Below are 22,903 nucleotides of genomic sequence, written 5' to 3'. Positions count from 1 at the left end.
GTTCTGTCCTTCCGGCGCCGTTACGTGACGACCTGCAGCTCGCCGATCGCCACCTGCACGTCGGTTTGCCGGATCTCGGTGAGCTGGCCGACCTCCCCGCCGCCCTGCCAGTCGATCGTCCATGTCGACGTCGCAGTGACCGGGAACTTGCCGCTCTTGGTCCCGGCTGAGGTCTTGGAATACATATGTCCACAGGTCGGCGACTGCGCCATGCCCTCGGATCCCTGGTAGGGCGTGCCTGGGCCATTGCACGTCACAGATGAGCCGTCGCCCATCTGCCACACGATCTTCGAAACCTTCGCTGTCGCGGTGACCGTGATCCCGCCCGCTGACGCAGAAGCAGTGTTGGGCCCGTAGGTCGTGGCGCTCTGGTTGACCCACATCCACATCGGAACACCGACCGTGTAGTCCCCCGCCGCACGCGGGCTGGCGACGTCCGGGCCTAGCAGCGTCATCGAGTCGACTGCCCGCTGCGCCAGGACAGCCGGGTCGACCGTCTCTTGCGTCGGCGGCTCAGCCAACCAGACCATCCGAGCGATGGTGTTCGTGAAGTCACCGATCCCGCAAATTTGTTCGTACACGGCACCGTCGCCGGGCTCGTGGCCTTCCCAGTCCAGGCTGCCGGCGGGGGGTTGCGGGTCTACGAGCTCGTATTTGCAGACCCTCTTGTTGGGGTCGTCATCACTGCCAGATGAACCGCCGCCAGTTCCGCCGCTGCCGTCATTGTCTCCTGCTTCGCCACCAGACTGGCCGGGGATGTCGACCTCGACCTGGCAGGTGAACAGCTGGCACCCGATGCCGCCGCCCTTGGGGTTTTCGTCCGCGGAGGCATGGACGGTGCCAACGACGGTGGCCATGACCATCATTGCGGTGACAGGGATGCTGTGGCGTGTCAGCATGACTTCCCCTGAGGCTCGTCACGGGTGACGCGCCACCCCTCCGGATACTTTTCGACCGCGCTGACGATCAGGTACTTCAGCAGGCGGTTATCGGGGAGGTCCACCGGCTTCTTGGTCTTGGCGTCCACCGTCTCCCACTTCGAGATGTCCAGACAGCTCGAGAGGATGACGTTCGGAATCTTGCCATTCGTATCAGCCTTCGTGACGGTCGGCTCGGTGATCGCTACGTCACCGACAAGGACATTGCCCCGGCCGTGGGCAAGTTTGGCGTCATTCTGAGCGTTCGCCAGAGCTGCGGATGCTGCGTACTGACTCAGGCGCCCGCTCTTGCCGGATGGGTCGGCGTAGAGCTTCTCCATTGCCTGCCAGTAGGCATCGTACGCGGCGATCGCTTCTTTCTTCGCAGTCTCCCGCGGGTCGGCGCTGGCCGTCGGCGTCTCGGACTCTGCGGTCACCGGAGACTTGTCAGCCGCCTGGTCGCTCTCATCGGATGAGCTGCACGCTGTCAGGGCGAGCAGGGTGCACAGCGTGACGGATGCTGCGGCAATCTTGCGGAAGTGAACACTGGAATGGTGTGCGCGGTGTTGCACGTTGCCTCCCCGTAAGGCGCGGTGTGGCAGACCGTTGCCTCAGCTGCCGTGTGCGGCAGTCCAGTTCCGCGGCCTGGTCAAGCTGCGGTGATGCGTCTGCGTATAGCGGCTAGGTTACGCATATGCCAGTCAACTGCCCATGCTGATATTTGGGTTCACTCGTACAACTCAGGACGTAACCGGTCACTTTCGGAACCGAATGTCGATTTGTAGGCGCGCGAATTCGCAAGTTTCTGCCGCGAATTAGGGAGGGCGTCCTGTTTCTGAGTGAGTCGCAGTTGCCGGTCAGGTGGCCAGCGGCACGATCAACGACCCTGCGGCCAAGTGCAGCTACGAGGTTGACATCGTGGTGCGCGGCGAGCGCGGCAACAGCCGCCAAGCACTGCTTGCCCTCGTCGAGGCCAAGTGGAACGACATCATGGGTATGGGACAACGCCTCCTGCGTATCCGGACTCTCCTCACCGCGCGGCGCCGCAACTGACTCCACTCGGCTGCGGTGCTACAGCGGTGTCGGGTTCAGGGAGGAACTGCGCCACCGAGCCGATGGCGCCCGGATGATCCAGCTGATCGATTTGGACCGCATCTACCACGGTGAGTGACCACTGAGGTCAGTTCAGAGTGCCTCAGCCGCTGCGGGGAACAGCGCGGCCTGGGTGCTGCAAAGGAGTGGTTGTGGCACTGCTCTCGGCGACCTGCAGCCTCGTACAGGCGGGGCGTGCCGTCGGCCAACCCTCGCGGATCTGCGTGCTGGGGCCCCACGGAGTCCTTCTGTGAAGCCTCGGGTCTCAGCCCGCAGCCACGCTCCAGCGCATTGAGCGCGGGCGACGTGGCGGGGATCGCCGCCGTCTTGGACAAGCGCATCTTCGACTTCGTGGACTGAAGGCCCCGCCTATCCACCACGGGGGAGGCAGACAAGCGGGGCCGACCAGAGGGCGCGCTCAGAGCACCGCGCGCCAATTCCCGCGGGCAAGTCGCGTTTGGCCCTCGGGGGTTATGAGCACGGCGGCGCCGCGCACCGGCAGTTCGCCGTGCTGGAGCCAGTAGGCGCGCAGGCCGTCGAGAATCTCCCACAGGCGGCGCGGTCCGCCCTGGTGGACGACCGTGCGCCCGTCGTCGCCCGTGAATGCTCGGGCCCATGAGCCGTCGGCGTGTGCCATCACGGCCGTGCGCCGTGCGCCGTTCTCGCGGTAGGAGTGCTCGATGCCCGGCGCGGTGATGCCGAGCATGGAGTCGAGGTCCCAGGCGTTGGCGACGTCGACCACCGGGTACGGGCTGGTGGTCACGTCCTCGCCGTCCAGGTCGTGCGCGGTCGCGAGCAGGTGCGTGGCGCCGGGCGGGCAGTCGTCGCCGTGCCGGGCGTGCATGAAACCGGCCCGGTCCCATTCCACCCGGCCCACCGCGCTGCCATCCGCGCGCTTCTCCGCGGTCACCAGGAGTGACGTCCCGGCGATCGTGGTGACCAGCCGCCCGCCGACGCGCAGGGCTGCAAGCCAGCTGGCCGGGACGTTGCGCACGGCGACCGTCGCCACGATGCGGTCGAACTTGCCGCGGCGGCCGGGGAGGGGACCGGTCGCGTCGACCACTTCCACCGTGGGGTGCAGGCCGGCCAGGTCGAGGCGGTCGCGGGCGGCCTCGACGAGGTACGGGTCGACGTCCATGCTCGTCACCGAGGCGTCGCTGAGCTCCTGCGCGGCGAGCGCTGCCCCATACCCGCTGCCGGTGCCCACGTCGAGCAGCTCGTCGCCGTCGTCGATCCGGGCGTGGTCGAGCATGCGCACGACGAGGCTGGGCAGGGTGGCCGAGGACGTAGGCCGACCGGTGGGGTGGTCGTCGGCCTGGGCGCGGTCCGCGTGCAGCATGCCGACTCGGGTGATAAGGGAGCGGTCGCCGTAGGAGGCGGCGTACCAGTCGGTGTCGGTGAGCGGCTCGCGAAGGCTCCACTGTTCTGCGTCGCGCTCCCACCACTGCGGCACGAAGAGGTGCCGGGGCGTGTACGAGACGGGCCCACGCCATCGGGAGGTGCGGTGGGTGACCCGGTCGGCCAAGTCCAGGGCGTGGTCTTTCCAGTTCACGCGGTCACTCCGAGGATCGGTGTGGGGGCCGGGGCGTAGTAGGCAGGATCGCACGCCTCGGTGTTGGCCGGGTCGCAGTCTCCGGAGTCGTCGGGTGTGCACGCCGTGCGCGGCATCGGCACGGCGTCCGTCAGCTGCTGCCACCGTTCTGCGGCGAGGATGTCGGCGAGGCGCTGCTCGCGGACGTTCCCGGCGACGAGGAACCGGGACAGTATGCAGCCCGACACCTGCCCGTCCGGGGTGATGGACATGCGGTGGCGGAAGCAGTTCCCGCACAGCTCGGATGTGCTCGGGATGGACGTGCCGGGCGCGGCGCCACGGCCGACCTTCCTGACCCGGTCGACCTGGATGCTCGTCACGCCTAACTGTCGCAACTGCTCCTGTGCCTCGGCGACGCGCTGGTTCTCAAGAACCGCGACGATGCCGACCCGCAGCGGGATGCCCCGCCGGACCGCTTCGACGATGTTCTCGCGGGTACGCCGGTAGCTGCCGGGCCCGTTGGTGATGTGCTCGTGCTGCTGCGCCTGGTCGCTGTAGTAGCTGGTGGCCAGGCGCACACCCGGCCGCTGGAAGGCCTCCCACAGCCGCGGCCGGATGTGCGTGAGGTTCGAGTACACTTCCACCTTCAGGCCGAGGCCTAGCGCGTAGTCGATGTACTGCGGCAGGTACGGGGCCAGCGTCGGCTCACCGCCGATGAACTGGACAGCGGGGATGCCGAGTTCGGCGATGTCCGTGATGGCGTCCAGCCAGTCCTGCCGGGTCATGGTCCCGGCGGGCGCCTTGGGGCCGGAGCTGGTGCAGCAGTGCCTGCAGTTCAGCTGGCAGCGGCCGGTGGTCTCCAGTTCCACGGAGCGGATGCCTGTAACTGTCGGAGTGGTCATGGTTCCCCTTCGCCGGAACACAGCCCGCCCCGGCTGCTCGACCTGTCCAGGGTTGGGGAGCCGGGGCGGACGTCTTGGAGACCCGTCCCGCCGCAGACTTGCGGTCCTGTGACGGGACGGGCGTACGGGTGTGACCCTGACCCGGTGGTCGCCCGGGCCCTGCTACGCCGGGTAAGGCGGCAGACGTCAGCGGCGGGGACGTCCCGTGCTGGCGCAGGCCGTGTGAATGCGGCCGGACTGCTTCGCGCCCGCGGAGGGGCTGAAGTTCTCGTACGGCATCGAGGCTTGGCCGTCCTCGATCGGCCGGTCGCAAGCCACGCACATGCGTGCCCCGGTGAGCGCGTCGTGGTGGTCGCACAGGGCCACGACGGAGCGGGCGAGCCGCTTCACGCGCTCGGTCTCCCCGAGCAGGCCCGCAGCCTCCGGCTCGTGCAGCCGCCGGCGCGCTTCTCTGACGGCGACCATAGCCACGCGGGCGGGCACGTCGTTCTTGGACAGGCTCGCGAAGAACGGCTCGATCTTGGAAATGAGCTGTCCGATGAAGGCCATGAGGTCCTCGGACCAGAGCTTGAGGCTCTCGTGTCGCGGCAGCGTGCGCTGATCGAGGAGCCAGGAAGCGGCGGCGCGCATCGCGGCGGGGCCGGGCATGTGGGTCTCCGTCTCTTCCCGGGTGGCCTTCACCCCGTCACCGTCGGCTGTCCGGCCCGGTGGCGGGGGCAGTCGCAGGGCGGGTAGCCGTTCTGTACGTCCGGCAGTTCCTGTGCGGGCTGGATCTCCCGGGTGCCGCTGTCCGCCTTGATGATGCCGTCCCGCGTAACGGTGTACACGCGGATCGTCATCGTGTCCCCGGAGCTTCTCGGGGCTGTAGCGTTCGTCATGTCGACGCTCCCTCACCGTTTTGAGCGTTGGCCACGCCCCGGGGCCGTCGCGAGCGGTCGCCGGGGTCTGTTTGTCTGTGTGGTGCTCACGCCGCGGCCTCGCCGCTACTACACCCGCATGTGACGATCGGCCACACGCGGTTGGTGCCGCGGATCACGACGTGTCCAGCCGAGCGCAGGTTCTTGTTGACGGCCCTGCAGCCGAAGCAGGCTTGACCGTGCAGTCGGACGATGCTGACCCGCCCGTCGACGACCGTCGGCGCGGGCGGCAGTGCGTCGGGCATCCCCGGTTCCCATCTGCTGGTTCCTACGCGTGCAACAGATGGTGGAGGTCATGAGGGGCCACAAGTACCCCGGCAAGGGGTAGTTGGGGTAGTTCGGTCAGGTGGCGGCGCACCACTCAGCGAAGTTGGTGAGGTTCTCCGCGTCTGCACGCTTCAGCCGGCGCAGTGTCCCGGCGTCCTCACGGACCCACGGGTGTTCGCGGGTGTGTTGGGGGGCGATATGGCGGGCGACCTTCAATGATTCGAATGCGTCGTCCGCGAGCCCGGACCAGAGCTGGGCACGGCCGAGCTCGATGTAGAACCCGGAGCGCCGTTCGGCCGGAAGGTCGTGGGGCGGCTTCCATTCGCTGGCTAATGTCAGGGCCTGGCCGACGTGGTCGCCGCCGAGGCTCACCGCGACGGAGACCTCGTGGATGCGCACGGAGTCTGGGCCGAACGCTGTTCCGCAGTACACGTCCTCGGGGACCCGTTCGGCCAGCCTGCGGGCTTCGCCGAGGTGCGTGCCTGCGGCCGAGGCATCTGGTAAGCGGCCCGCAATGACGGCGGCCCGCATGTGGAGGGCGCCCCTGCTTGCGGTCTCGGACGGCGTGATGGCGGGCGCGGCGTCCAGAGCATGTTCCAAGGCCCGCAGGCCTGCGGTGTGAGCGCGGGCAGCGAAGAACGTTTCTGTTCGAACGTAGGCAACGGACGCCGACAGCAGTGGATCGTCGGCCTCTAGAGCCGCCCAGCGCATAAGTTCGATGAGGCGGGCTGACAGGTCGTGGGCGCCGAATTTGTACGCCACGGCATCTGCGGACCGGTACGCCAGCACCAGGAGTCCGGCCAGTTCGGCTCGTTGTTCGGTGGACGCGGTGTGAAAGGCACGAGCGAGCTCGGCGAGCAGCTCGGGCAGTCGCCGGGCGATGCGCGTGTACTGGGCGGCCAGTCGCCAGCGCGCGGCCTCGTTGACGGCCTGCCGCAGTTCGTGAATGGGCCGAATGGGACCGTCTTCAGGAAGGTCGTAGGTAGCGATCGCGGCAGAGAGGGCGGGCATCGCCTCATGGACGCGGGTATGCGCTGAGCCGCGGTCGGTGAGCAGGCGAGCTGGATCGATTCCGAGAGCGTCTGCGATCGCTTCGAGGGTGGGATCGCTGACACCGCGCTCGCCTCTCTCGATCTTGCGAATGGTTCCGAGCGATACGTTGGCGGCAGCGGCAAGTTGTTCCTGCGTCAACTTCGGGCGCATGACGCTGCGGTAGTAGGCGATCCGCGCGCCAACGCCGCCCTTCCTAAGTGCGGGCATACTGGCTCCAGTTCGGTGCGTCCGCTCCGAACCGTACCCACGTCGAAACGGCGCGTGTACACGAACGGCCGCCCCAGCGAAAGCTGGTGCGGCCGTTTGCTCTGGGTCAGCCTTCGACGATCTCGGTGAGCTGGTTCAGAGTGTCGATGCGCCAGTCCGACGCCGTCACGACGTCGGCATCGTCGGCCCATAGGTGCCCCCATGGGCCTCGGCGGATGTGCGCGGCGCGCAACCCAGCTGCCTTCGCAGGGAAGAGATCGTTCGCTGGGTGATCTCCGACGTACAGGGTTGCCCTCGGGGCCGCATGGGCCATATCTAGTACCCGCTGAAAGAACTCCGGTTGCGGTTTCGCGACATTCCACTCCCCCGACGTGACGACAAGGTCGACGGGCAGGTCCAGGCCGCGCAGCAGGTCAGCGGCGCGGGAGGTCTGGTTGCCCGCGATGATGACCCGCATTCCGAGCTTCCGCAGCGCGGACAAGGCCGGCCGCACGTCGTCGTAGAGGTCGCTGTCGTCCAGGAACTCGCCGCGGCCGGCGGCCTCGCGAGCGTCGTACTCAGCGGCGACATCGATGCCGGGGCGCGCGAGCCGGAGGGCTTCCGCGTTGTCCTGTCCCCGGGCCACGACCGCACCGACGAGGGCGGAAAGGGTGTGTCGGGGAATGTCCAGCCAGTCGGCCCACAACGCCCAGTAGCGGTCGTCCCTGGTGATCGTCTCGCCGATGTCCAACACGATGGTCTCAATCACGCTGGGAGCCTACGGCGCGCCTGTAAGGGATCGGCGAGCCGGGAGAGGAAAGCGGCCGGCTCATCCACGGAAGTCATCCTGCCAGTCGCCTTTGTCCGTCCATATCCGCAGCTGCGGCAACGTGGCCATCTTGGCGGCCACCTTTCGCAGGCCTTCCGCGATGTCCCCCAATGTGGTGGCGCCGCGTCACCTGAGCGCTCGCCAGCGTGTGCTCCCGGCACAGGTCGACGCAGCGCGACCCACGGCCCAGCGTGGCGTGGACGTGCGCGGTGGGGCTGACGTCGCCGCACACAGTGCAGCTCGCGGTCATGCCTGGATGACAGAGTAGCGAACACGCCCACCCCTACCACAGAAGCGCCAGCGGTGAGATGAACCGCACCCCCACCGGCGAGGACACCGGAACCTGTGAGACGAGCATCAGGAAGTTGCTGCCGCATGTGGGCATGGAGAACGCAGCCCGCGGTATGTACCTGCTGTGCAGGCGTTGGGCGAGGACAAGCTGAACTACTTCGGGTACCAGGGCCCCGGCGTTTGCCCGGCTCGTCTGGTTTGATCATGTGATGCCGTAGAGGGTGAGGACGCTGGGGTGGTCGGTGTGGGCTCGGCGGCCAGCGGCGGTGTTGACGTATCCGGCGAGCTTGAGTGCGCTGCGGATCAGGTCACGGACGGCAGCGAGTACAGCGGGCGCGTTGTAGGTTCTGACCTGGGACTTGTTCTCTCCGAAGACAGCATCCCGGACCCAGTGGACGGTGTTTGCCACCGTCCAGTGCCCGCGAGCCCAAGACGCGATCTCGGCCGCGTTCGCCTCTTCGGCGGTCAGGTCCGTGATGGCGTAGACGGTCTCGCTGGACCACTTCTTCGCGCCGTAGAGGCGGCGACGGCGCTGGATCCGCAGGACTTGGGCCGCGTACGGAAAGAGTAGGCCCGCGACGGTGACGACCTGGACGATCCGTTGCTCGTGGCGGCCGTGCCCTCGCGCGTCGTCGCGGTGGATCACGGGGATGTTCTTCCAGGGCAGGGCATGGAGTTGGCGGGCCTGGCCCCGCTGGTTGTTCTTGATGGTCAGCAGGTAGTGGGCGCCGCGTTCATGCAGGTAGGTGGCGTGGTCGCGTTGGGCGTGGAGGGCATCGGCGGTGACGACGGTCCCCGCGAGATCTGTGTCGTCGATCTGGTCGAGCAGGGGTGCGAACTCGGGGATCTCGTTGGTCTTCGCGCCGATCTCCCGGGAGGCGAGCGTGACGCCGTCGCCGTCGCCGTGGCGGACCGCGGACAGCACGAAGACCCGGCTGCCGTCCGGTCGCTTCGCGCCGCGCAGGCACTTGCCGTCCACCGCGATCGCCCGGCGCCTGGACCTCACCGGCTCGGCGCGGATGGCCATCCGATGAGCCCGGCGCTGTTCGCGCTCGATTCCACCGTCGGGCATCACCGGATCCGGCCGAGGAGGCTGCGTGGACAGCAGGGGCCGGAGGTAGTAGTAGCCGGCCGCGCTGATCTCACCGGGATCCAGACGCCCCAGGACGCTGCGCAGGGTCTTCTCACTCGGGACTCGGTAGCGGCCCAGCAACGGGTGAGGGGGCAGGCCGAAGGCGGCCAGCTCCTGCGGCGTCGCACGCCGACACCACTCCGCCGCCGCGGTGATCGAGTCGTGGCCCGCCGCAGTCATCGCGCAGACCACCAGAGCCAGCAGCGAGGAGATCCGGTAACGCACCCCGCAAGCCCCTCGCGGGTCGGTGACCGACTCGAACTCGGCGACCAGACAACGGACTTGGACCTGTGCGGCAGTCTCACCGAGGGCCTCCAGGCAGAGCGCGTGAGGCGCGGGAACAGCGACAGGAGATGATGGAGGGACGAGCACGGCACCTTCGTGGATCTTGAAGCCTAGAGAACTCCATGATCCACAGGTGCCGTGTTCACCTGCGTCCGGGGCCCGCTGCTGCGATCAACCACTCCAAGCCGGGGCAAGCCGGGCACACGCCGGGGCCCTGCTTCGGGTACTGCTACGACACCATGAGGCTTATTCACGGGGTCACCAGCCGTTCTTGTAGAAGGCGAGGGCGGTGACGGTCTTGGCGACGAGGGGGAACCGGGTGAGAGGGCCGCGATAGCGAGTGGCGAGGACCTTCCAGTCCTTCAGATGTGCGATCGCTCGTTCGACGGCGGCGCGGAGCTTGCCGATGCTCTGGTTGAACACCTTGTCTCCGACGGGGAGAGTTATCAAGTTGAGGAGGTGGGTGCGATGATCTTGGTGTAGATCGTCTGGGAGGGACCTGTTGGTGGACCGTGCTGCACCGTCGTACAAGGGCTTCCGGTTCCCGCCGGATGTGATCGCGCACGCGGTCTGGCTGTATCACCGTTTCCCGCTCTCCTACCGCGACGTGGAAGAGCTCCTCTTCGAACGTGGCATCCAGGTGTTCTATGAGGCGATCCGGCTGTGGTGCGAGCGGTTCGGGCCCGAGTACGCGCGCCGGTTGCGCCGCCGGCAGCCCCGGCCGGGTGACCGGTGGCATCTGGACGAGGTCTTCATCAAGGTCAACGGGCGGATGCGGTACCTGTGGCGCGCGGTGGACCAGGACGGGAGAGGTTGTCAATTCCTTTGTGTATGTAGAGGTGTGTGGCCTTGCTGGTCGGGCCTGCGGGTTGGCTACTGTCGGTGATTTTGCTGGGGTCAGAGGGGGAGGCGGTCGGGGAAGGCGGGCATGAAGTGGTTCATGGCGCGTTTCCAGCCGAGGGTGCCGGTGCCGCGGACGCGGCCTTTGGGGAAGGGACCCTCGCCGTCGATGTGGCGGCCCTTGGATGCGGCGGATGCCGAGGTAGAGGAGTTTGACGGCGGCGTCGTCGCTGGGGAAGTGGCCGCGCGTCTTGGTGATCTTGCGGAGCTGGTAGTTCAGGGATTCGATGGCGTTGGTCGTGTATATGACCCTGCGTATCTCGTGGTCGAAGGCGAGGAAGGGGATGAATTCTTCCCAGGCCCGTTCCCAACTGGCAATCAGGACAGGGTAGTTCTTGCCGTAGTTTGACCGGAGCTCGTCCAGCGCGGTCAGTGCCTCGGATTCGGTGGCGGCGGTGTAGATCGGTTTGAGGGCGGCGGTCACCTGCTTGCGGTCACCGTGCGACACGTATTTCATCGAGCTGCGGATCAAGTGGGTCACGCAGGTCTGGACCAGGGCTTTCTCCCAGACTGTGGTGATGGCCTCGGGCAGGCCTGCCAGCCCGTCGCAGCACACGATCAGGACGTCGCGCAGGCCGCGGTTCTTCAGCTGGGTGAGCACGTTCAGCCAGAATTTCGAGCCCTCGCTGTCCTGCAGCCAGATGCCCAGTACGTTCTTGATGCCGTCCACGTCGACGCCGATCACCAGGTGGGCGGACTTGTTGGTGACCATGCCGCTGTCGCGGACCTTCACGGTCAGCGCGTCGATGTAGAGGATGGGGTAGACGTCGTCAACAGGGCGGTTCTGCCAGGCAGTTATCTCGTCCGCGACCACATCGGTGATCCTGGATACCAGGGCCGGGGACGCCTCGCTGCCGTAGACCTCTTTGAGGTGGGCGGTGATGTCGCGGGTGGTCATGCCACGGGCGTACAGCGACAGCACCATGTCGTCGACCTGGGCCAGACGCCGCCGGCCCTTGGGTACGATCACTGGCTCGAACTCCGACCGGCGGTCCCTGGGCACGTCCACCGTGACCGGGCCGGCCACCGTGGTGAGCGTCTTGGGGTAGGAGCCGTTGCGGGCGTTGCCCGAGCCGCGGCCTGCCGGGTCCCCGGCCTCGTAACCGAGATGGTCGGCCATCTCCACCTGCAAAGCCCGCTCCAGCACCGCCTTCATCATCTGCTGCAGCAGTCCGCCGGCCCCGTCAATACCGACCCCGGCCGCCTCCGCATCAGCCAGGAGCCGGTCGATCGCCGCCGGCGATAAAGCCCCCGCCAGCCGCCTCGACGCCTCCTCACGCGGCTCTGCGGACTCGGCGTGCGGGCTGGACTCGTTCATCAGGTCACTCACTGTGCGTCACATTCCTGGTGTCACCCGGGGCCCGACCAGCACCCAGCAAGATCACCTCTTACACAGAGGAGTAAACAGCCTCTCGGCCCAGGCCGCCGGGGCAGGTGTCCTTGATGACCCGGCGGATCGTCGCGCCGCTGGGCGGGATGCGCACGGCCAGGGCGGTTACGGTGCGGGCACCGAGCCGGGCCAGAACGTCCTGCGGGGCGTCGGTGGCCCACTCATCGATCGCCACGAAGCTCCTCGCCCCGCTCACCACAGCGGAGCAGGCGATCAGCAGCACTGCCACGAAGGGGTGACGCTTCCCGCGCCGACACCGCGGATCGGCCAGCGTGGCCAGCCGCTCGGCCAGCGGACCCGTCACACAGTGCTGACGGGTGGGAGACTTGACCAGACAGACGGTGGCAGACTGACGGCACATCGAAGCTCCGTTGGGCGCAGGCGACTTGGCAAGGTCACCTCCACAACGGAGCTTCGTTGCGTCCGGTCGCACACCCGACCAGCATCGTCACACCGCCGTGACCTGCACACTCGCGAAATCACCGCGACTTTGCAATCGCCCTGCCCAGGCTGCTCCAGCAGCCGGTTGTTACAGCGCAGCTTGCAGGGGACTTGATCCCGACCAGGCCGGCTGTAGTACTGATGCGTACACCGTGACGCAGATAAACACCTCGAGGGGAAACATCCAACTCCGCTACAGCCCCTCGTGCCGCTCGAACTGGGCCCGCATGACCAGCCCTACTCCCGGAACCTTTTTGTGGATCAAGGAGTGCTCAAGCGGGTACAGGGAGGAGTTCTCAGTGCCGTCCGGATACACCGTAGCCTGGACGGACATGGTGGATGGCGCAGGTCCGGTTAAAGCTGGCGACGTGTTCACATCCACCACCTGCCTATGACTTACCTGATCGTTTCAGAATGAGTTCGGTGTGGCAGCTGGGCGTTGGGGGCGCTGCCGCGCAGGGGACTGCAGCATGATTGACGAGCTTCTACCCGATGACCTGTAACAGCGGAAAGCCCCGCTGGCACGCTCGACATCGTGATCCCGTCCCTGAGCCTTTTCCAACCTCGTGCGTGGGCTGGGCAGTTGGCCTGACAGACGGATGAAACCCCTGGTAGATGGGTTTTCGACCAAGAGAACCGTCTCCACCAGGGGCTTCGCATGGTTGTCTACCTGTCCGGCGTCGACGTGTCCAGCTCTGCCCTCCGCTTCCTCGCCGCCCGCCTGAGGGAACGCCGGCGCGCTCTCGGCACCCGTTGGCGGCGCCTGAGCGCGGGCCGACAGGCACTGCTCACCCTCGTCCATCTCCGCAACGGCCAGCCCTATGCCCAGCTGGCGGCCGGTTTCGGGATCGGCACCACCACCGTCTACCGGTACGTCACCGAGGCCGTCGAGCTCCTGGCCGCCCTCGCCCCCACGCTCGCCGAAGCAGTACGGGCCGCGTCGATGAAGGCGTACCTGATCCTGGACGGGACGCTTCTGCCGATCGACAGGATCGCCGCCGACCGGCCCTTCTCCTCGGGCCAACACAAGAAGCACGGCATGAACGTGCAGGTCATAGCCGACCCGAAGGGCCGTCCCCTCTGGGCTTCACCGGCCCTGCCCGGCGCCGTCCACAACGTCCGGGCCGCATGCGAGCACGGCATCATCGACGCTCTCGCCAAGGCCGACATCAACTGCTGGGCGGACAAGGGCTACCAGGGCGCGGGAGGCACAATCCGCCTCCCTTACCGCGGCCGATGGGACAGCCTTTCCGCCCGACAGCAGGCCGTCAACCGGTCCCACGCAAAGGTCCGGGCCCTGATCGAACAGGCCATCGCCACCCTCAAGTCCTGGCGGCTCCTCCGCAAACTCCAGTGTTCGACGACCCGAATCACGAACCTCGTCCAAGCCGTCCTCACCCTCCATCTGGCCAGCTCAGGCTGAGGATGGAAAAGGCTCAGTCCGTATAGGGACTGGAAGACCTACTCCCGACAGAGACGGGTTACCCCTGCCTTCAGAATGGAACTCCCTGCGCGTACGGTGGCTCCGTACCCGGGCAGCTACCTGGCTGCGGCATCATGGCATTCGTCGGCTCACAGGACTTAAGATCTTGCCCTACAGTCGGCCGCCTACGGGGCAAGCACGTGAGCAGGCCAGCGCACACCAAACGGCTCAAGTGGCAGCTCGAACAGTAAACAACGGACGGCCGCGCAATGCAGGCTGATTGCCGCGCCGGAGCATAGATGCAGGAGCCTTTTTCACGTGTAGATCATGAGGGTGAGGATCGCGGCAGCCGCTGACGTGAGTCTGTTCGGGCTGGTCCGTGCATGTCGGAAGATCCGCCACTGCTTGATTCGGGAGATGGTGCGCTCAACTGGAGCACGTAGTGCGGCGTGGACCTTGTTCGAGGCTTTGTGCTTGTCGGGGAGTTCCGCTTTCGGACGGCGCTTGATCGGGGTGATCACCGTGCCGCCGGCTCCGACGTACCCTTTGTCTGCCAGGACTTCGAGGTCCAGTTGCGCGCAGGTATCGAGGATGGCGTGCTCGCGGGCGGCCGTCACATCGTGGGTACCGCCGGGCAGGGCCGGTGAGATCCATAGCAGCTTCCCGTCTTCCGCGGTGATGACCTGCAGGTTCACGCCCTCACGGCGGGCCTTGCCGGAGAAGTGCCCTGGCGCCTGGACTCGGTCGGTCTCGGCGACGGTGCCGTCCAGCAGCACATAGCCGTCCGTGTGGTGGCTGGTGAGCGCCTCGGTCAACGACGGGGCGTGCAGTGCGAGTTGCTCGATCGTGTGGTTCACGTAGCGCCAGGCGGTGGCCGTGCCGATGCCGAAGCCCGCAGCGATCTGTTCGAGGGTGTCGTGCTTGCGCAGGTAGACCAGGGTGCACCGGGCCCGGTCGTACGGACGAAGTCTGCACTGCCGGCCGGCTTCACAGGAAGCAATCACCATCGTGACCAGTTCCAGGAGCTCCTCGTCGACATCGCATCCGGCAGGATAGGAGAACACGGGGCATCTCCGCAGGTGAAGGTTATGTTTGGCGACTCTCCAAACCGGCGGGATGCCCCGTTCGACACGCCACTGTCAACACTTCACCGACACCCCACCCGCAAGCCGTACAAGTGAAAAGGGCTCCAGGTCTGGAGGCAACGACGAACGAGGGCGGTGTCGCTGACGAAGACTGTGGTTGATGCCCCTTTGACAAAGCCGCGGTACGTGAAATCAAAGGGTTTAATAGATGGGTGATCTAAAGCCGGTCGAAGCGTGGCTGCAGGCATTCTTACATGAGGAGGACGGCGTGCTTATTACTGACGTGCAGCGGCACGCGACTCCGGCGCCGCTGACCACGATGTTGTGGCCGTGCTGCTCAGCCAGGGCTTTCGCGCCAGGGACGGCAAGTGGCTCATCTGGCCTGAACACTGGTAGTGATCTTGGGAGGGCCTTTCGAACCTCGCTCTGCACGACCATCTTTATACGTCCCATCTCACAGTCTTGCGTTCGCTGCCATGCCTCGCCCACCAGTGCCGTACAGCGGCCTCTCGGGCCTGGTTCCAGCAGGAAGGGTCCGCCTCGCTGTTAGGTGGACTTACTTTCCAGTCACATTTCCAGCAGTAGGCCTCGTAGGCCCAGGTGTTGCCCTGGTTAACGCCGGCCACGGTGATGGGGGACTTCACGACGTTTCCCTTGTTCCGTGAAGGACCGCTATGAGGAGTGATCCAGCGTTGTCGATGATTGATGGCGGCCGGTCTACCACGAGTGTGCGATGTCTAGGACAAGGCGAGCACCGTCTATATGAAAGACTCGGAATGGAAGCCTTGCGCGGACTCCGAGACCCACTTGCGTGTCTCCCTCGAAGGTGCTAACAAACCGGACGTCTCGGAGCGTCCGATAGGCAGTGAGGTGCACGCCGGGGGCTTTTTCTCCAGCCGCAGCATCGTAGGTGAGCTCACTTGTCTCCGGATCGTAACTGGGCGCTCCTTGCAGCCGCACGTCCATGAGTACACCGCCCTCGATCGGGATGTGGTCACCGCTTCCATCCTGGATAATTGCAGTGACGTATCGGATGCGATAACCGATTCGGAGATCAGGCTGCGCATCCCGTACATCGAAGACCAGCCGATCAAAGCAGTCGTGGCGTCCAGTCCTAATATTCACCAGCGGCTTGACGCCTGTCGGGTTGCCAGTCTTCTCTAGACTCCCCCAGTCGGTTTGACACCTCGCCGAACTGGCCCCTTCACCGGGTTCTACCGGACTCGGCGTGTCCAATTGCTCACCCTCTATGACAACTGGGTCGCCCGACGGGCGGCCACTTGAGTGAATTTTGAAGAGAGTCTGAAATCCGTACCGTCTGGGGCCTGTCTCAGCCCAAGACCCTGCTCTTACCCAGTCGGCGACAGTGCAAAGCGGCGTTAGCCAACAGGAGCCGATGCGTGACAGGGGCGCACATCGCAGCTGCACTACCCACACCTGGGTGCTCGGCATGCTCAAACGCCCGTACCTGGAGCGCCGGCCTCTAAAGCAGCGGCCGCCGCCTATGTCTTGCATAGGCGGCGGCCGCTTGCCCGGGCAGGGTCTCGCTTTCTCCCCATTGCGCGAGGCCCCGCGCCGGATCGTCACTACGGAGTCCGCCCCACACGAACAGCCGAAGGACGAGAGACCGCGATCCGCGATCGCACGTGGTTGGCAATTTCTCACCCCCCGTTGGTTGAAAAAGAACGCCACGCGGCCGAGGAAAGAGAAGCAAGTAAAGCCCTTCAAGTCGCAACGAACTGCCCGGGGTCGTGTTACCGGCCGCTGTCACATCGAATACCCTGCCGCGCGATACGTGCAATAGAACGACCCACGAGACCTCATTTTTGGCTGATTGTCGATGCCGCACCGGTGGAGCGCGGTGAAAGCGCAGACCTCAGAGTGAGGCCGCTTGGAAGGGCTCAGCTCCTCTATTTCCGCGACCGAACAACTCATACAGCTGATGGTCAGTGAGCTGGTCACCGACAGACGTAATCCGGCGCTCGGGCCTTGGGCCGCCCGCCTGGCCTCCACCGCAGTTCACGGTGTCAGCCCGGGCGTGAATGTGTCCGCCCGCTGGTTTGGGTCAGGGGTGCGGTGGGCCGGGGGCGGCGAGGAGGAGGGCGGTGGTGGCGGTGAGGACGAGGATGTGCCGTACGGCGGAGGACGGGTCGACGGTGCGCAGGCTTCCCCCTGCGGCTTCTGCGTGGCGCTGGTGGGTGAGGGGCCCTGCGTTTTCCGGACAGCTGCCTATTGGCGAATTTATGCGGTGAGCTGCTGATTCAGGTACTCGTTGTGGACCTCTCGTGGGGTCCGATACCCAAGTCCTGAGTGGCGGCGTTTCGTGTTGTAGCGGACCTCTATGTAGCGGGCAATGTCACGGTGGGCGTGCTCGCGGGTGGGGTAAACGGTCCGATGGACCCGTTCGTTTTTCAGGGTTGCGAAGAGCGATTCCGCAAGGGCATTGGTGTGTCCAGAAGGTGATTGTGAGCTTCTGATGTAGAAGACGGAAACGAACGGTCGCCATGCTGTTGTGGAGATGAAGGTAGGTCCTTCGGCATCGGCATGCAGGTGCAGGTGTCAAACCACCATGAGCTGCTGCGGTGAATGAGCCGTGGTGGTGAGCGTCATGGAAAAGCCGTACTGAATGCGGCAGGTGGGGGCTGAGAAGGCGAACGCAAGTGAACCACTGATGACGTGTCGTAAAGCGTGGACGACATCAAAACCAGGGCCTCAATGCTGTCCTGGGATAAGTCAGACGGGAACCTGTCTACTGGTCTGGCGGTGTCCGGCATGAAGGTGGCGCGAGCTCAGTCCGGGGCTTCACAACGGAACTGGAGAACTCCTTGACGCGAAACTGCGATCCACGGGTTGACGTGGCTCGCGAGAGGGAGAGGCGCAAGTGGTAAAGAGCCATGAGGGCCGGAGTACCGGTCGCGCGTCGGGAGGGCGGAACGTCCCGTAGTAGTGATGAAACCTCCGTAATAGAGGCGGAGTGAAGGGGGCGTGTTGTTGGGTGTCGATCGGCGATCAACCAGTGATGGGAGGAATCGGATGGTCGAGACGAGACCAGCTGGCAAGCCGTTTGATATTCCGAAGCGGCTAGTCTGGAACGCTTACCTGAAGGTCAAGGCCAACAGGGGAGCGGCTGGGGTGGATGGGCAGTCGTTAGCGGAGTTTGAGCAGGATGAGAAGAACAACCTGTACAAGCTGTGGAATCGGCTGTCCTCGGGAAGCTATTTCCCCCCACCCGTGAGAGCGGTTGATATTCCCAAAGCCGGCGCTGGGACTCGGATCCTTGGGGTTCCGACCGTGGCCGACAGGATCGCTCAGACGGTAGTGGCCATGACATTGGAGCCTGACGCGGAGCTGGTCTTCCATCAGGACTCGTATGGCTATCGCCCGGGGAGGTCCGCGCTGGAGGCGGTGGAGACGTGCAAGCAGCGGTGCTGGAGGCATCCTTGGGTGATCGATCTCGACATCCAGGGGTTCTTCGACAACGTGCCGCACGCCCCCATCATCGCGGCAGTGGAAAGGCATACCAAGCTCTCGTGGGTTCTGTTGTATGTGAAGCGATGGCTTGTCGCCCCCGTGCAACAGCCCGACGGAACGCTCGCCATTCGGGAAAAGGGGACTCCTCAAGGGTCTTCTATTTCACCGTTGTTGTCGAATCTGTTCATGCACTACGCGTTTGACGCGTGGTTGGCTCGGGAGTATCCGGCGATCAGGTTCGAGCGGTACGGCGACGATGCTGTAGTGCACTGTGCCAGTGAGAAGCAGGCGAACTTCGTCCGCAACATCATCGAGCGCAGGTTGCTGCAGTTCGGATTACATCTCCATCCGGAGAAAACCAAGGTGGTGTACTGCAAACAGGAAGGTCGTGAACGGGAGTTCCCGGTCACAGAGTTCACGTTTCTGGGGTACACCTTCCGTCCTCGGGCAGCTCGCTTGCGGGATGGGAGGCTGAAGACCGGCTTCCTTCCCGCAGTGAGCAAAACAGCCATGAAGTCCATGGCGAGGACTGTCCGGAGTTGGCGACTGGGGCGCTGTACCGAGCTGAGCTTTCGGGAGATCGCCGCGATGATCAACCCCGTCGTGGCGGGATGGATCAATTACTATGGGCGCTTCTACAAGTCCAGATTGATCAGGTTCCTGGAGCAGCAGATCAATCCGTTCCTGGTGAAATGGGCCCGGAGGAAGTACAAACGGTATCGTCGTGCCTCAAGGAAGGCCCGGAGAAGGCTGGCTGAGATCGCCTCAGCGTTCCCGGGCATGTTCGCTCATTGGAAGCATGGCGCGTTGCCTACTGGTTCAACAATGGGAGCCGTGTGAGTCGCGAGGTTCACGCACGGTTCTGAGAGCGGCGGTGGGTGAGATTCCCGCCGCCGACTCACCTCGTAACAGATTCCGGTCCGTCCGACTGATTGCCGGATGCCCAATCTGTCCAGCGTCTTGGTGAATTGCTCCGAGGTGTAATTACTGTCGCGGTCCGAGTGGAATATGGCGTCCTCGGAGAGCGGATGATTGCGCGCCGCCATTTCGATGGCGGCCTCGACGAGCGGGGTCTTGTAGTTGTCGTCCATCGCCCAGCCCGTCACGGCTTTGGTGTGGCATTCGATGACAGTGGCGAGAAATAGCCAGCCCTCCCAGGTCGGAATTTAAGTGATGTCACCGACCATTTTTCGGCCGGGCGCTTCGGCGGTGAAGTCGCGGTTCACGAGGTCGGGGATCGGGCCGGCCCGGCCGTCGTTCTCGGTGAGACTATGGCGCCACGGCCGTGGCTGGCACGCCTGGAGGTCCAGCTCCCGCATGAGGTCACGCACGAGTTCGGGCCCGCAGGCCACGCCCCAGGCGGTGAGGTCGGCGTGGACGCGGCGGTAGCCGTAGGTGCCGTCAGAATCCTCGAAAGACTTGGTGATCAGTAATTTCAGTTCCTCCCGTCGCCGGGCGGTCGCCGAAATCGGCCGGCTCTGCCATTCGTAGAATCCGGAGCGGGACACTTCCAGCCAGTCACACATCTTCGCGACCGACGGTATCTCTTCGGTGTTCGTGGTGGATGTCGCGTACTCGGCATCGATGAACTCGAACTTGTCGCTCACCGAGGATCCTTGGCAAAGTACGCTGCGACTTTTTCCAGGAAAGCGACCTTCTGCCGCAGTTCCCTCAGTTCGCGTTCCTGCTCGCGGAGCCGTTCCCGTTCATCCACCGTCAGGGGCGGCTCCTCTCCCACGTTCTCACGGCGGTAGGCGTTGACCCAAATCCCGAGCGTGCCTTCGACAAGTCCGAGTTCCCGGGCGACCGGACGTGACGTCTCGATCACCATCTTCACGGCCTCTTCCCGATACTCAGGAGTGAACTTCCTACGTTTCTGCGACAACCAACTTCCCTTTCCGAACAGACCCACCTTAGTGGGACCACTGTCCGGAAACTTCGGGGCGCCTCACTACCGCTACGTGCGAGACCCCGCAGCGGGTGTGTTCGGTTTTCTCCAGGGCGCGGTAGATGGGCTGGTGGTTGTGTGGTCAGCCGGTGCAGCTGGGGACTGCGGGGGAGCTGCCGGTGCAGTTGTTGGGGGTGTTGCCGGAGATCGGTGAGGTGGTGACCGTCATCGTGCCGCCCTCGCGATAGACGCCGCCGGCGTTGAGGGTGGCGTGGTTGGTGCTGACAGGGGTGGTGGTGAGGGTGGTCGCGGTGGAGTTGATGGCGGCGATGCCGCCACCTTGTGCGCCGGAGTTCGTCCCGTTGACGAAGCTGCTGGTGGTCGTCAGCGTGCTCCGGAGGCCGTTGTAGATGCCGCCACCCCGGCCAACGGCGGTGTTGTTCGACACGATGCTGCCGGTGAACGTCGCCGTTGCCCCGGTGGCGGGGGCGATGATGTCAGTGTTGGACAGGCCGCCGCCTTTGCCCAGGGCGGTGTTGCCGGTGAGGGCGCTGTTGGTGAGGGTCACCGTGCCGTCGTTGAGGATGCCGCCGCCGTCAGTTCCGGCAAGGCCGTTGCTGAGAGTGATGTTTCCCTTGAGGGTGAAGTTGCCGGTGGAGGCGACCTTGGCGATGCGGAATGGGGGGGTACCCACGGCCGTTGAGCGGGTGATGATGTTGTTGTTGCCGGACAGGGTGATGGCGGTGGTGATGATCGGCAGTCCGTCCGGGCCGTCGGCGTCGCTGCCGTGGGGCATGGTGAGGGTATACGTGCAGTCCTTGGTCAGGACCACGGTGCCCCCGCCGGCGGAGTTGGCGGTGTTGATGGCGTTGATCAGCGCCGTCTCGTTGCATGCCACGGCCGCATGTGCGGTGGTCGGGGCGAAGACGGTCATTCCCGCGGCCAGGACGAAAGCCCCGGCAAGGACCGGTACGGTGCGGATGCGCCGGATGACGCCACCGTCGGGGGTGCGGCGGGCTGTCCTGGTCCCCAGCCTCTGTGCGATCCTGCTGCGCCGGATCGTGTGCAGAACTCTCATGCCCGTATCTCCTAGTCGCTGATGCCCATTAGCCCGGACACATGAGTATGCGTCAGGTGACATGTCAAGTGCGCCCCCGGGCGGGGGCGCACAGACGTAGCCATGAGCGCGCTTACGTGAACGGGGGCGGTCTCCCCTTGGAATGTAGGGCAGTGGAGGGCGCCGTCAACTTATGGGGCTGATGGGTGGGGGTAGGGGCGTGCTGGAGCTATTCGCGTCCTGGGGGATGAGGTGGCCTGAATGGATGGGAAAGGACCGGTGAGGCGGTGGCCTCCCGCGCGGCCAGGACGGAGCGGTCGGCACCTGTACCTTGTGCGCGGCCCCACCGCCCCCACACCGCTGGCCATTGAGACGGTCGACGTCCTGTACGTGGTTCTGGTGCGGGTCTTAGGCGAACTGGATGCGGGCACCGCACCCCAGCTGGCCACCGCCCTGCATCTGCTGGAGTCACGGCACTGCGAACTCGATCTGGTCCGCCTGTCGTTCATGGACTCCGTGGGCCTCACACTGCTGCTGGCCCACCAGCGCCGCGCAGCGGCCGCAGGCGCCGGCGTACGGACCGCGAAACTCGCCTCCGTGATGAGCCCCGCGGTCGAACTCGCCGTCCAGGGCTCCTTCCTGATCCGAACCCGGGGCACTTCGCGTGCACACGCGAACTCCCGCGCCGCTGCCGCGTTCCGGCGCCTGGCCCGCACCCTGGAGACCCTGGCCGGCGCCCCGTCGCTGCTCGGCGGGCAGCGGGCCGCCGTCAGAGGCGTGCCCATGCAGAGGCCCAGTGGGAGGACGTGTTCACCCGGACTATCGATGAGCACCCAGTGCGGTTCGTGCGACCCGCGGACACTGACCGGCCCGCCTGGGCGGTGTATGGGGGGCGCAAGGTATCGGGGGACGCTGCCCGGTTGACGGCTGCAGGATGCCATCGGCTCGGTTGCGTCGTCAGCCGACTTGGGCCGCTCGGGCGGCGTCCATGGCGGCGGCGAACGCCTCGTCGCGGCGGCGCCGCTGATAGACGGCCGTGTGCGAGATGCCGACGGCGGCCGCGGCCGCCTTGTCGCCGAGCGGATCAGCGCCGAGGCCCTGGCGTTCGTGGCCACGTGCGCCCGCTTCTCCGGAGAGGGCCTGCGCCCGTCCAGGGTGGTCGACGAGGGCTGGCACGGCCTGATCCTCCACCCGGCGCCGTACGCGCGGCTGTGCCGCCGTCTGGGCTGGTTCGCGCACCACCGGCCCGAGCAGCGCGACCCCAACCGCCACAACACGGGCGAGCTGGAGCGGACCTGGGCCGCCTCCTCGGGGGCGAGCAGCCGCACGTGCCCCTCAAGTTGCAGCACGAGGAGATCGGCTTCGGCCGCCGTCCTCGGGCGCGTGTCCCACAGCGCCGCGTGGCACGCCTGACGGATCGTCGCCGCGTCCGGGCCCGCGTTGTACGCGGCGAGCATGAGCCGCGTCTGGTCCCCCGAGAAGCGGGCGGAGGCCTCGACGGCGGCCGCGCAGGCGTCGGCAAAAGCTCGGTCCTCACCCCGCCACCTGCCCGGGTCTCCCTCGCCGACGATGAGTTCGGCCAGGGTCGCGGGGAGGCCCAGCATCAGCAGCCGCAGCTATTCGGCCCGGGCCGCGCGTCCGGGCTCCTCGGGAGCATCGGGATCATGCCCGGCCAGGGCGACGGCCAGACGCGTATCCGTCCGGGCCGTGGTCCAGACGGCGGGCAGGTCCAACCCCAGTTCTGTAGCGGCGTCGCTCAACGGCTGGCCGTGGCGTAGTGCCGCAATGAGCTGGGCGGCGGCCTCCGCAGTGAGGGCGGTTCTGGTCATGCGCGCACCCTACGGAC

General features: G+C 65.8%; 24 protein-coding genes and 3 pseudogenes. 7 read left to right on the top strand and 20 right to left on the bottom strand.

The features are described from left to right. Positions 1-20: 20 nt before the first annotated feature. The gene (locus ABIE67_RS00570) at positions 21-899 is read right to left on the bottom strand and encodes an ATP/GTP-binding protein (RefSeq protein ID WP_370251763.1); all 879 of its coding nucleotides are present in this window, start codon (positions 897-899) and stop codon (positions 21-23) included. Then, positions 893-1,489 (bottom strand): hypothetical protein, encoded by a 597-nt coding sequence (locus tag ABIE67_RS00565; RefSeq protein WP_370251761.1) that lies wholly within the window; start codon positions 1,487-1,489, stop codon positions 893-895. Before ABIE67_RS00565 ends, ABIE67_RS00570 begins: the two co-directional genes overlap by 7 nt. Before the next feature lie 289 nt (positions 1,490-1,778). Here ABIE67_RS00565 and ABIE67_RS00560 point away from each other — a divergent pair, with 289 nt between their 5' ends. Then, positions 1,779-1,970, top strand: a complete 192-nt coding sequence (locus ABIE67_RS00560; RefSeq protein ID WP_370251758.1) for a hypothetical protein — start codon at positions 1,779-1,781, stop codon at positions 1,968-1,970. Positions 1,971-2,427: 457 nt separating this feature from the next. On the opposite strand, the gene ABIE67_RS00555 is transcribed toward ABIE67_RS00560, so the two are convergent. The 9 genes from ABIE67_RS00555 to ABIE67_RS00515 all read right to left on the bottom strand — a co-directional run bounded on the left by ABIE67_RS00555 (position 2,428) and on the right by ABIE67_RS00515 (position 9,825). After that, positions 2,428-3,561 (bottom strand): methyltransferase domain-containing protein, encoded by a 1,134-nt coding sequence (locus tag ABIE67_RS00555; RefSeq protein ID WP_370251754.1) that lies wholly within the window; start codon positions 3,559-3,561, stop codon positions 2,428-2,430. Next, on the bottom strand, positions 3,558-4,442 hold the full coding sequence (locus tag ABIE67_RS00550; protein ID WP_370251749.1) for a radical SAM protein: 885 nt from the start codon (positions 4,440-4,442) through the stop codon (positions 3,558-3,560). The genes ABIE67_RS00555 and ABIE67_RS00550 overlap by 4 nt, the downstream gene beginning before the upstream one ends. 186 nt (positions 4,443-4,628) lie before the next feature. Continuing rightward, positions 4,629-5,090: a DUF6415 family natural product biosynthesis protein gene (locus tag ABIE67_RS00545; RefSeq protein ID WP_370251647.1), complete on the bottom strand. Its 462-nt coding sequence runs from the start codon at positions 5,088-5,090 to the stop codon at positions 4,629-4,631. 29 nt (positions 5,091-5,119) lie between these two features. Beyond that, positions 5,120-5,320, bottom strand: coding sequence for a hypothetical protein (locus ABIE67_RS00540; protein WP_370251743.1), 201 nt, complete (start codon positions 5,318-5,320; stop codon positions 5,120-5,122). Between the two features lie 86 nt (positions 5,321-5,406). Then, positions 5,407-5,604, bottom strand: a complete 198-nt coding sequence (locus ABIE67_RS00535; RefSeq protein ID WP_370251738.1) for a hypothetical protein — start codon at positions 5,602-5,604, stop codon at positions 5,407-5,409. A 97-nt stretch (positions 5,605-5,701) separates the two neighbouring features. Then, complete coding sequence (locus ABIE67_RS00530; protein ID WP_370251736.1) at positions 5,702-6,886, bottom strand: helix-turn-helix domain-containing protein; 1,185 nt, start codon at positions 6,884-6,886, stop codon at positions 5,702-5,704. Positions 6,887-6,992: 106 nt separating this feature from the next. Next, the gene (locus ABIE67_RS00525; protein WP_370251734.1) at positions 6,993-7,634 is read right to left on the bottom strand and encodes an HAD family hydrolase; all 642 of its coding nucleotides are present in this window, start codon (positions 7,632-7,634) and stop codon (positions 6,993-6,995) included. A 553-nt stretch (positions 7,635-8,187) separates the two neighbouring features. Continuing rightward, on the bottom strand, positions 8,188-9,489 hold the full coding sequence (locus ABIE67_RS00520) for an ISAs1 family transposase (RefSeq protein ID WP_370251730.1): 1,302 nt from the start codon (positions 9,487-9,489) through the stop codon (positions 8,188-8,190). A 171-nt stretch (positions 9,490-9,660) separates the two neighbouring features. Further along, on the bottom strand, positions 9,661-9,825 hold the full coding sequence (locus tag ABIE67_RS00515) for a hypothetical protein (RefSeq protein ID WP_370251726.1): 165 nt from the start codon (positions 9,823-9,825) through the stop codon (positions 9,661-9,663). Between the two features lie 82 nt (positions 9,826-9,907). On the opposite strand from ABIE67_RS00515, the pseudogene ABIE67_RS00510 reads away from it, so the two are divergent. Next, positions 9,908-10,210, top strand: a pseudogene (locus tag ABIE67_RS00510) (IS6 family transposase); the annotation flags it as partial. An 89-nt stretch (positions 10,211-10,299) separates the two neighbouring features. On the opposite strand, the pseudogene ABIE67_RS00505 reads toward ABIE67_RS00510, so the two are convergent. Then, positions 10,300-11,620, bottom strand: a pseudogene (locus tag ABIE67_RS00505) (IS256 family transposase). Between the two features lie 70 nt (positions 11,621-11,690). Beyond that, entirely contained in the window at positions 11,691-12,053 is a 363-nt protein-coding gene (locus ABIE67_RS00500; RefSeq protein WP_370251722.1) for a transposase family protein, read from the bottom strand. 97 nt (positions 12,054-12,150) lie between these two features. On the opposite strand from ABIE67_RS00500, the gene ABIE67_RS00495 reads away from it, so the two are divergent. Together ABIE67_RS00495 and ABIE67_RS00490 are read left to right on the top strand one after the other, a co-directional pair. After that, the gene (locus ABIE67_RS00495; RefSeq protein ID WP_370251720.1) at positions 12,151-12,528 is read left to right on the top strand and encodes a DUF2690 domain-containing protein; all 378 of its coding nucleotides are present in this window, start codon (positions 12,151-12,153) and stop codon (positions 12,526-12,528) included. A 263-nt stretch (positions 12,529-12,791) separates the two neighbouring features. Then, complete coding sequence (locus ABIE67_RS00490; protein WP_370251718.1) at positions 12,792-13,556, top strand: IS5 family transposase; 765 nt, start codon at positions 12,792-12,794, stop codon at positions 13,554-13,556. Positions 13,557-13,870: 314 nt separating this feature from the next. Here the strand turns inward: ABIE67_RS00490 and ABIE67_RS00485 are convergent, their stop codons facing one another. Then, positions 13,871-14,620 carry a transposase family protein gene (locus ABIE67_RS00485; RefSeq protein ID WP_370251716.1) on the bottom strand — a complete coding sequence of 250 codons (750 nt, stop codon included), beginning with the start codon at positions 14,618-14,620 and terminating at the stop codon, positions 13,871-13,873. 2,262 nt (positions 14,621-16,882) lie between these two features. Next, positions 16,883-17,119: an integrase core domain-containing protein gene (locus tag ABIE67_RS00480; protein ID WP_370268018.1), complete on the bottom strand. Its 237-nt coding sequence runs from the start codon at positions 17,117-17,119 to the stop codon at positions 16,883-16,885. Between the two features lie 555 nt (positions 17,120-17,674). Here ABIE67_RS00480 and ltrA point away from each other — a divergent pair. Then, complete coding sequence (gene ltrA, locus ABIE67_RS00475) at positions 17,675-18,952, top strand: group II intron reverse transcriptase/maturase (RefSeq protein ID WP_370251714.1); 1,278 nt, start codon at positions 17,675-17,677, stop codon at positions 18,950-18,952. Here ltrA and ABIE67_RS00470 read toward each other — a convergent pair. From ABIE67_RS00470 to ABIE67_RS00455, 4 genes are all read right to left on the bottom strand, one after another. Further along, positions 18,901-19,278, bottom strand: a complete 378-nt coding sequence (locus tag ABIE67_RS00470) for a DDE-type integrase/transposase/recombinase (RefSeq protein WP_370268016.1) — start codon at positions 19,276-19,278, stop codon at positions 18,901-18,903. The two genes, ltrA and ABIE67_RS00470, sit on opposite strands and share 52 nt — an antisense overlap. Further along, a complete protein-coding gene (locus ABIE67_RS00465; RefSeq protein ID WP_370251712.1) occupies positions 19,279-19,719 on the bottom strand; it encodes an IS3 family transposase in 441 nt (146 codons plus the stop codon). Continuing rightward, entirely contained in the window at positions 19,716-20,024 is a 309-nt protein-coding gene (locus tag ABIE67_RS00460) for a transposase (protein WP_370251710.1), read from the bottom strand. Before ABIE67_RS00460 ends, ABIE67_RS00465 begins: the two co-directional genes overlap by 4 nt. Positions 20,025-20,142: 118 nt before the next feature. After that, positions 20,143-21,078 (bottom strand): hypothetical protein, encoded by a 936-nt coding sequence (locus ABIE67_RS00455; protein ID WP_370251708.1) that lies wholly within the window; start codon positions 21,076-21,078, stop codon positions 20,143-20,145. A 240-nt stretch (positions 21,079-21,318) separates the two neighbouring features. On the opposite strand from ABIE67_RS00455, the pseudogene ABIE67_RS00450 reads away from it, so the two are divergent. Together ABIE67_RS00450 and ABIE67_RS00445 are read left to right on the top strand one after the other, a co-directional pair. Further along, positions 21,319-21,702 (top strand): annotated as a pseudogene (locus ABIE67_RS00450) (STAS domain-containing protein); the annotation flags it as partial. A gap of 393 nt (positions 21,703-22,095) precedes the next feature. Then, on the top strand, positions 22,096-22,470 hold the full coding sequence (locus ABIE67_RS00445; RefSeq protein WP_370251706.1) for a hypothetical protein: 375 nt from the start codon (positions 22,096-22,098) through the stop codon (positions 22,468-22,470). A 203-nt stretch (positions 22,471-22,673) separates the two neighbouring features. Here ABIE67_RS00445 and ABIE67_RS00440 read toward each other — a convergent pair whose 3' ends face one another. After that, on the bottom strand, positions 22,674-22,886 hold the full coding sequence (locus ABIE67_RS00440; protein ID WP_370251704.1) for a hypothetical protein: 213 nt from the start codon (positions 22,884-22,886) through the stop codon (positions 22,674-22,676). Between the last annotated feature and the right edge of the window lie 17 nt (positions 22,887-22,903).

Origin of the sequence: Streptomyces sp. V4I8 (assembly GCF_041261225.1) — a bacterium.
Lineage (GTDB): Bacteria > Actinomycetota > Actinomycetes > Streptomycetales > Streptomycetaceae > Streptomyces.
The sequence above is the reverse complement of the archived record's forward strand: the minus strand, read 5'-3'. Positions and strand labels throughout refer to the sequence as shown.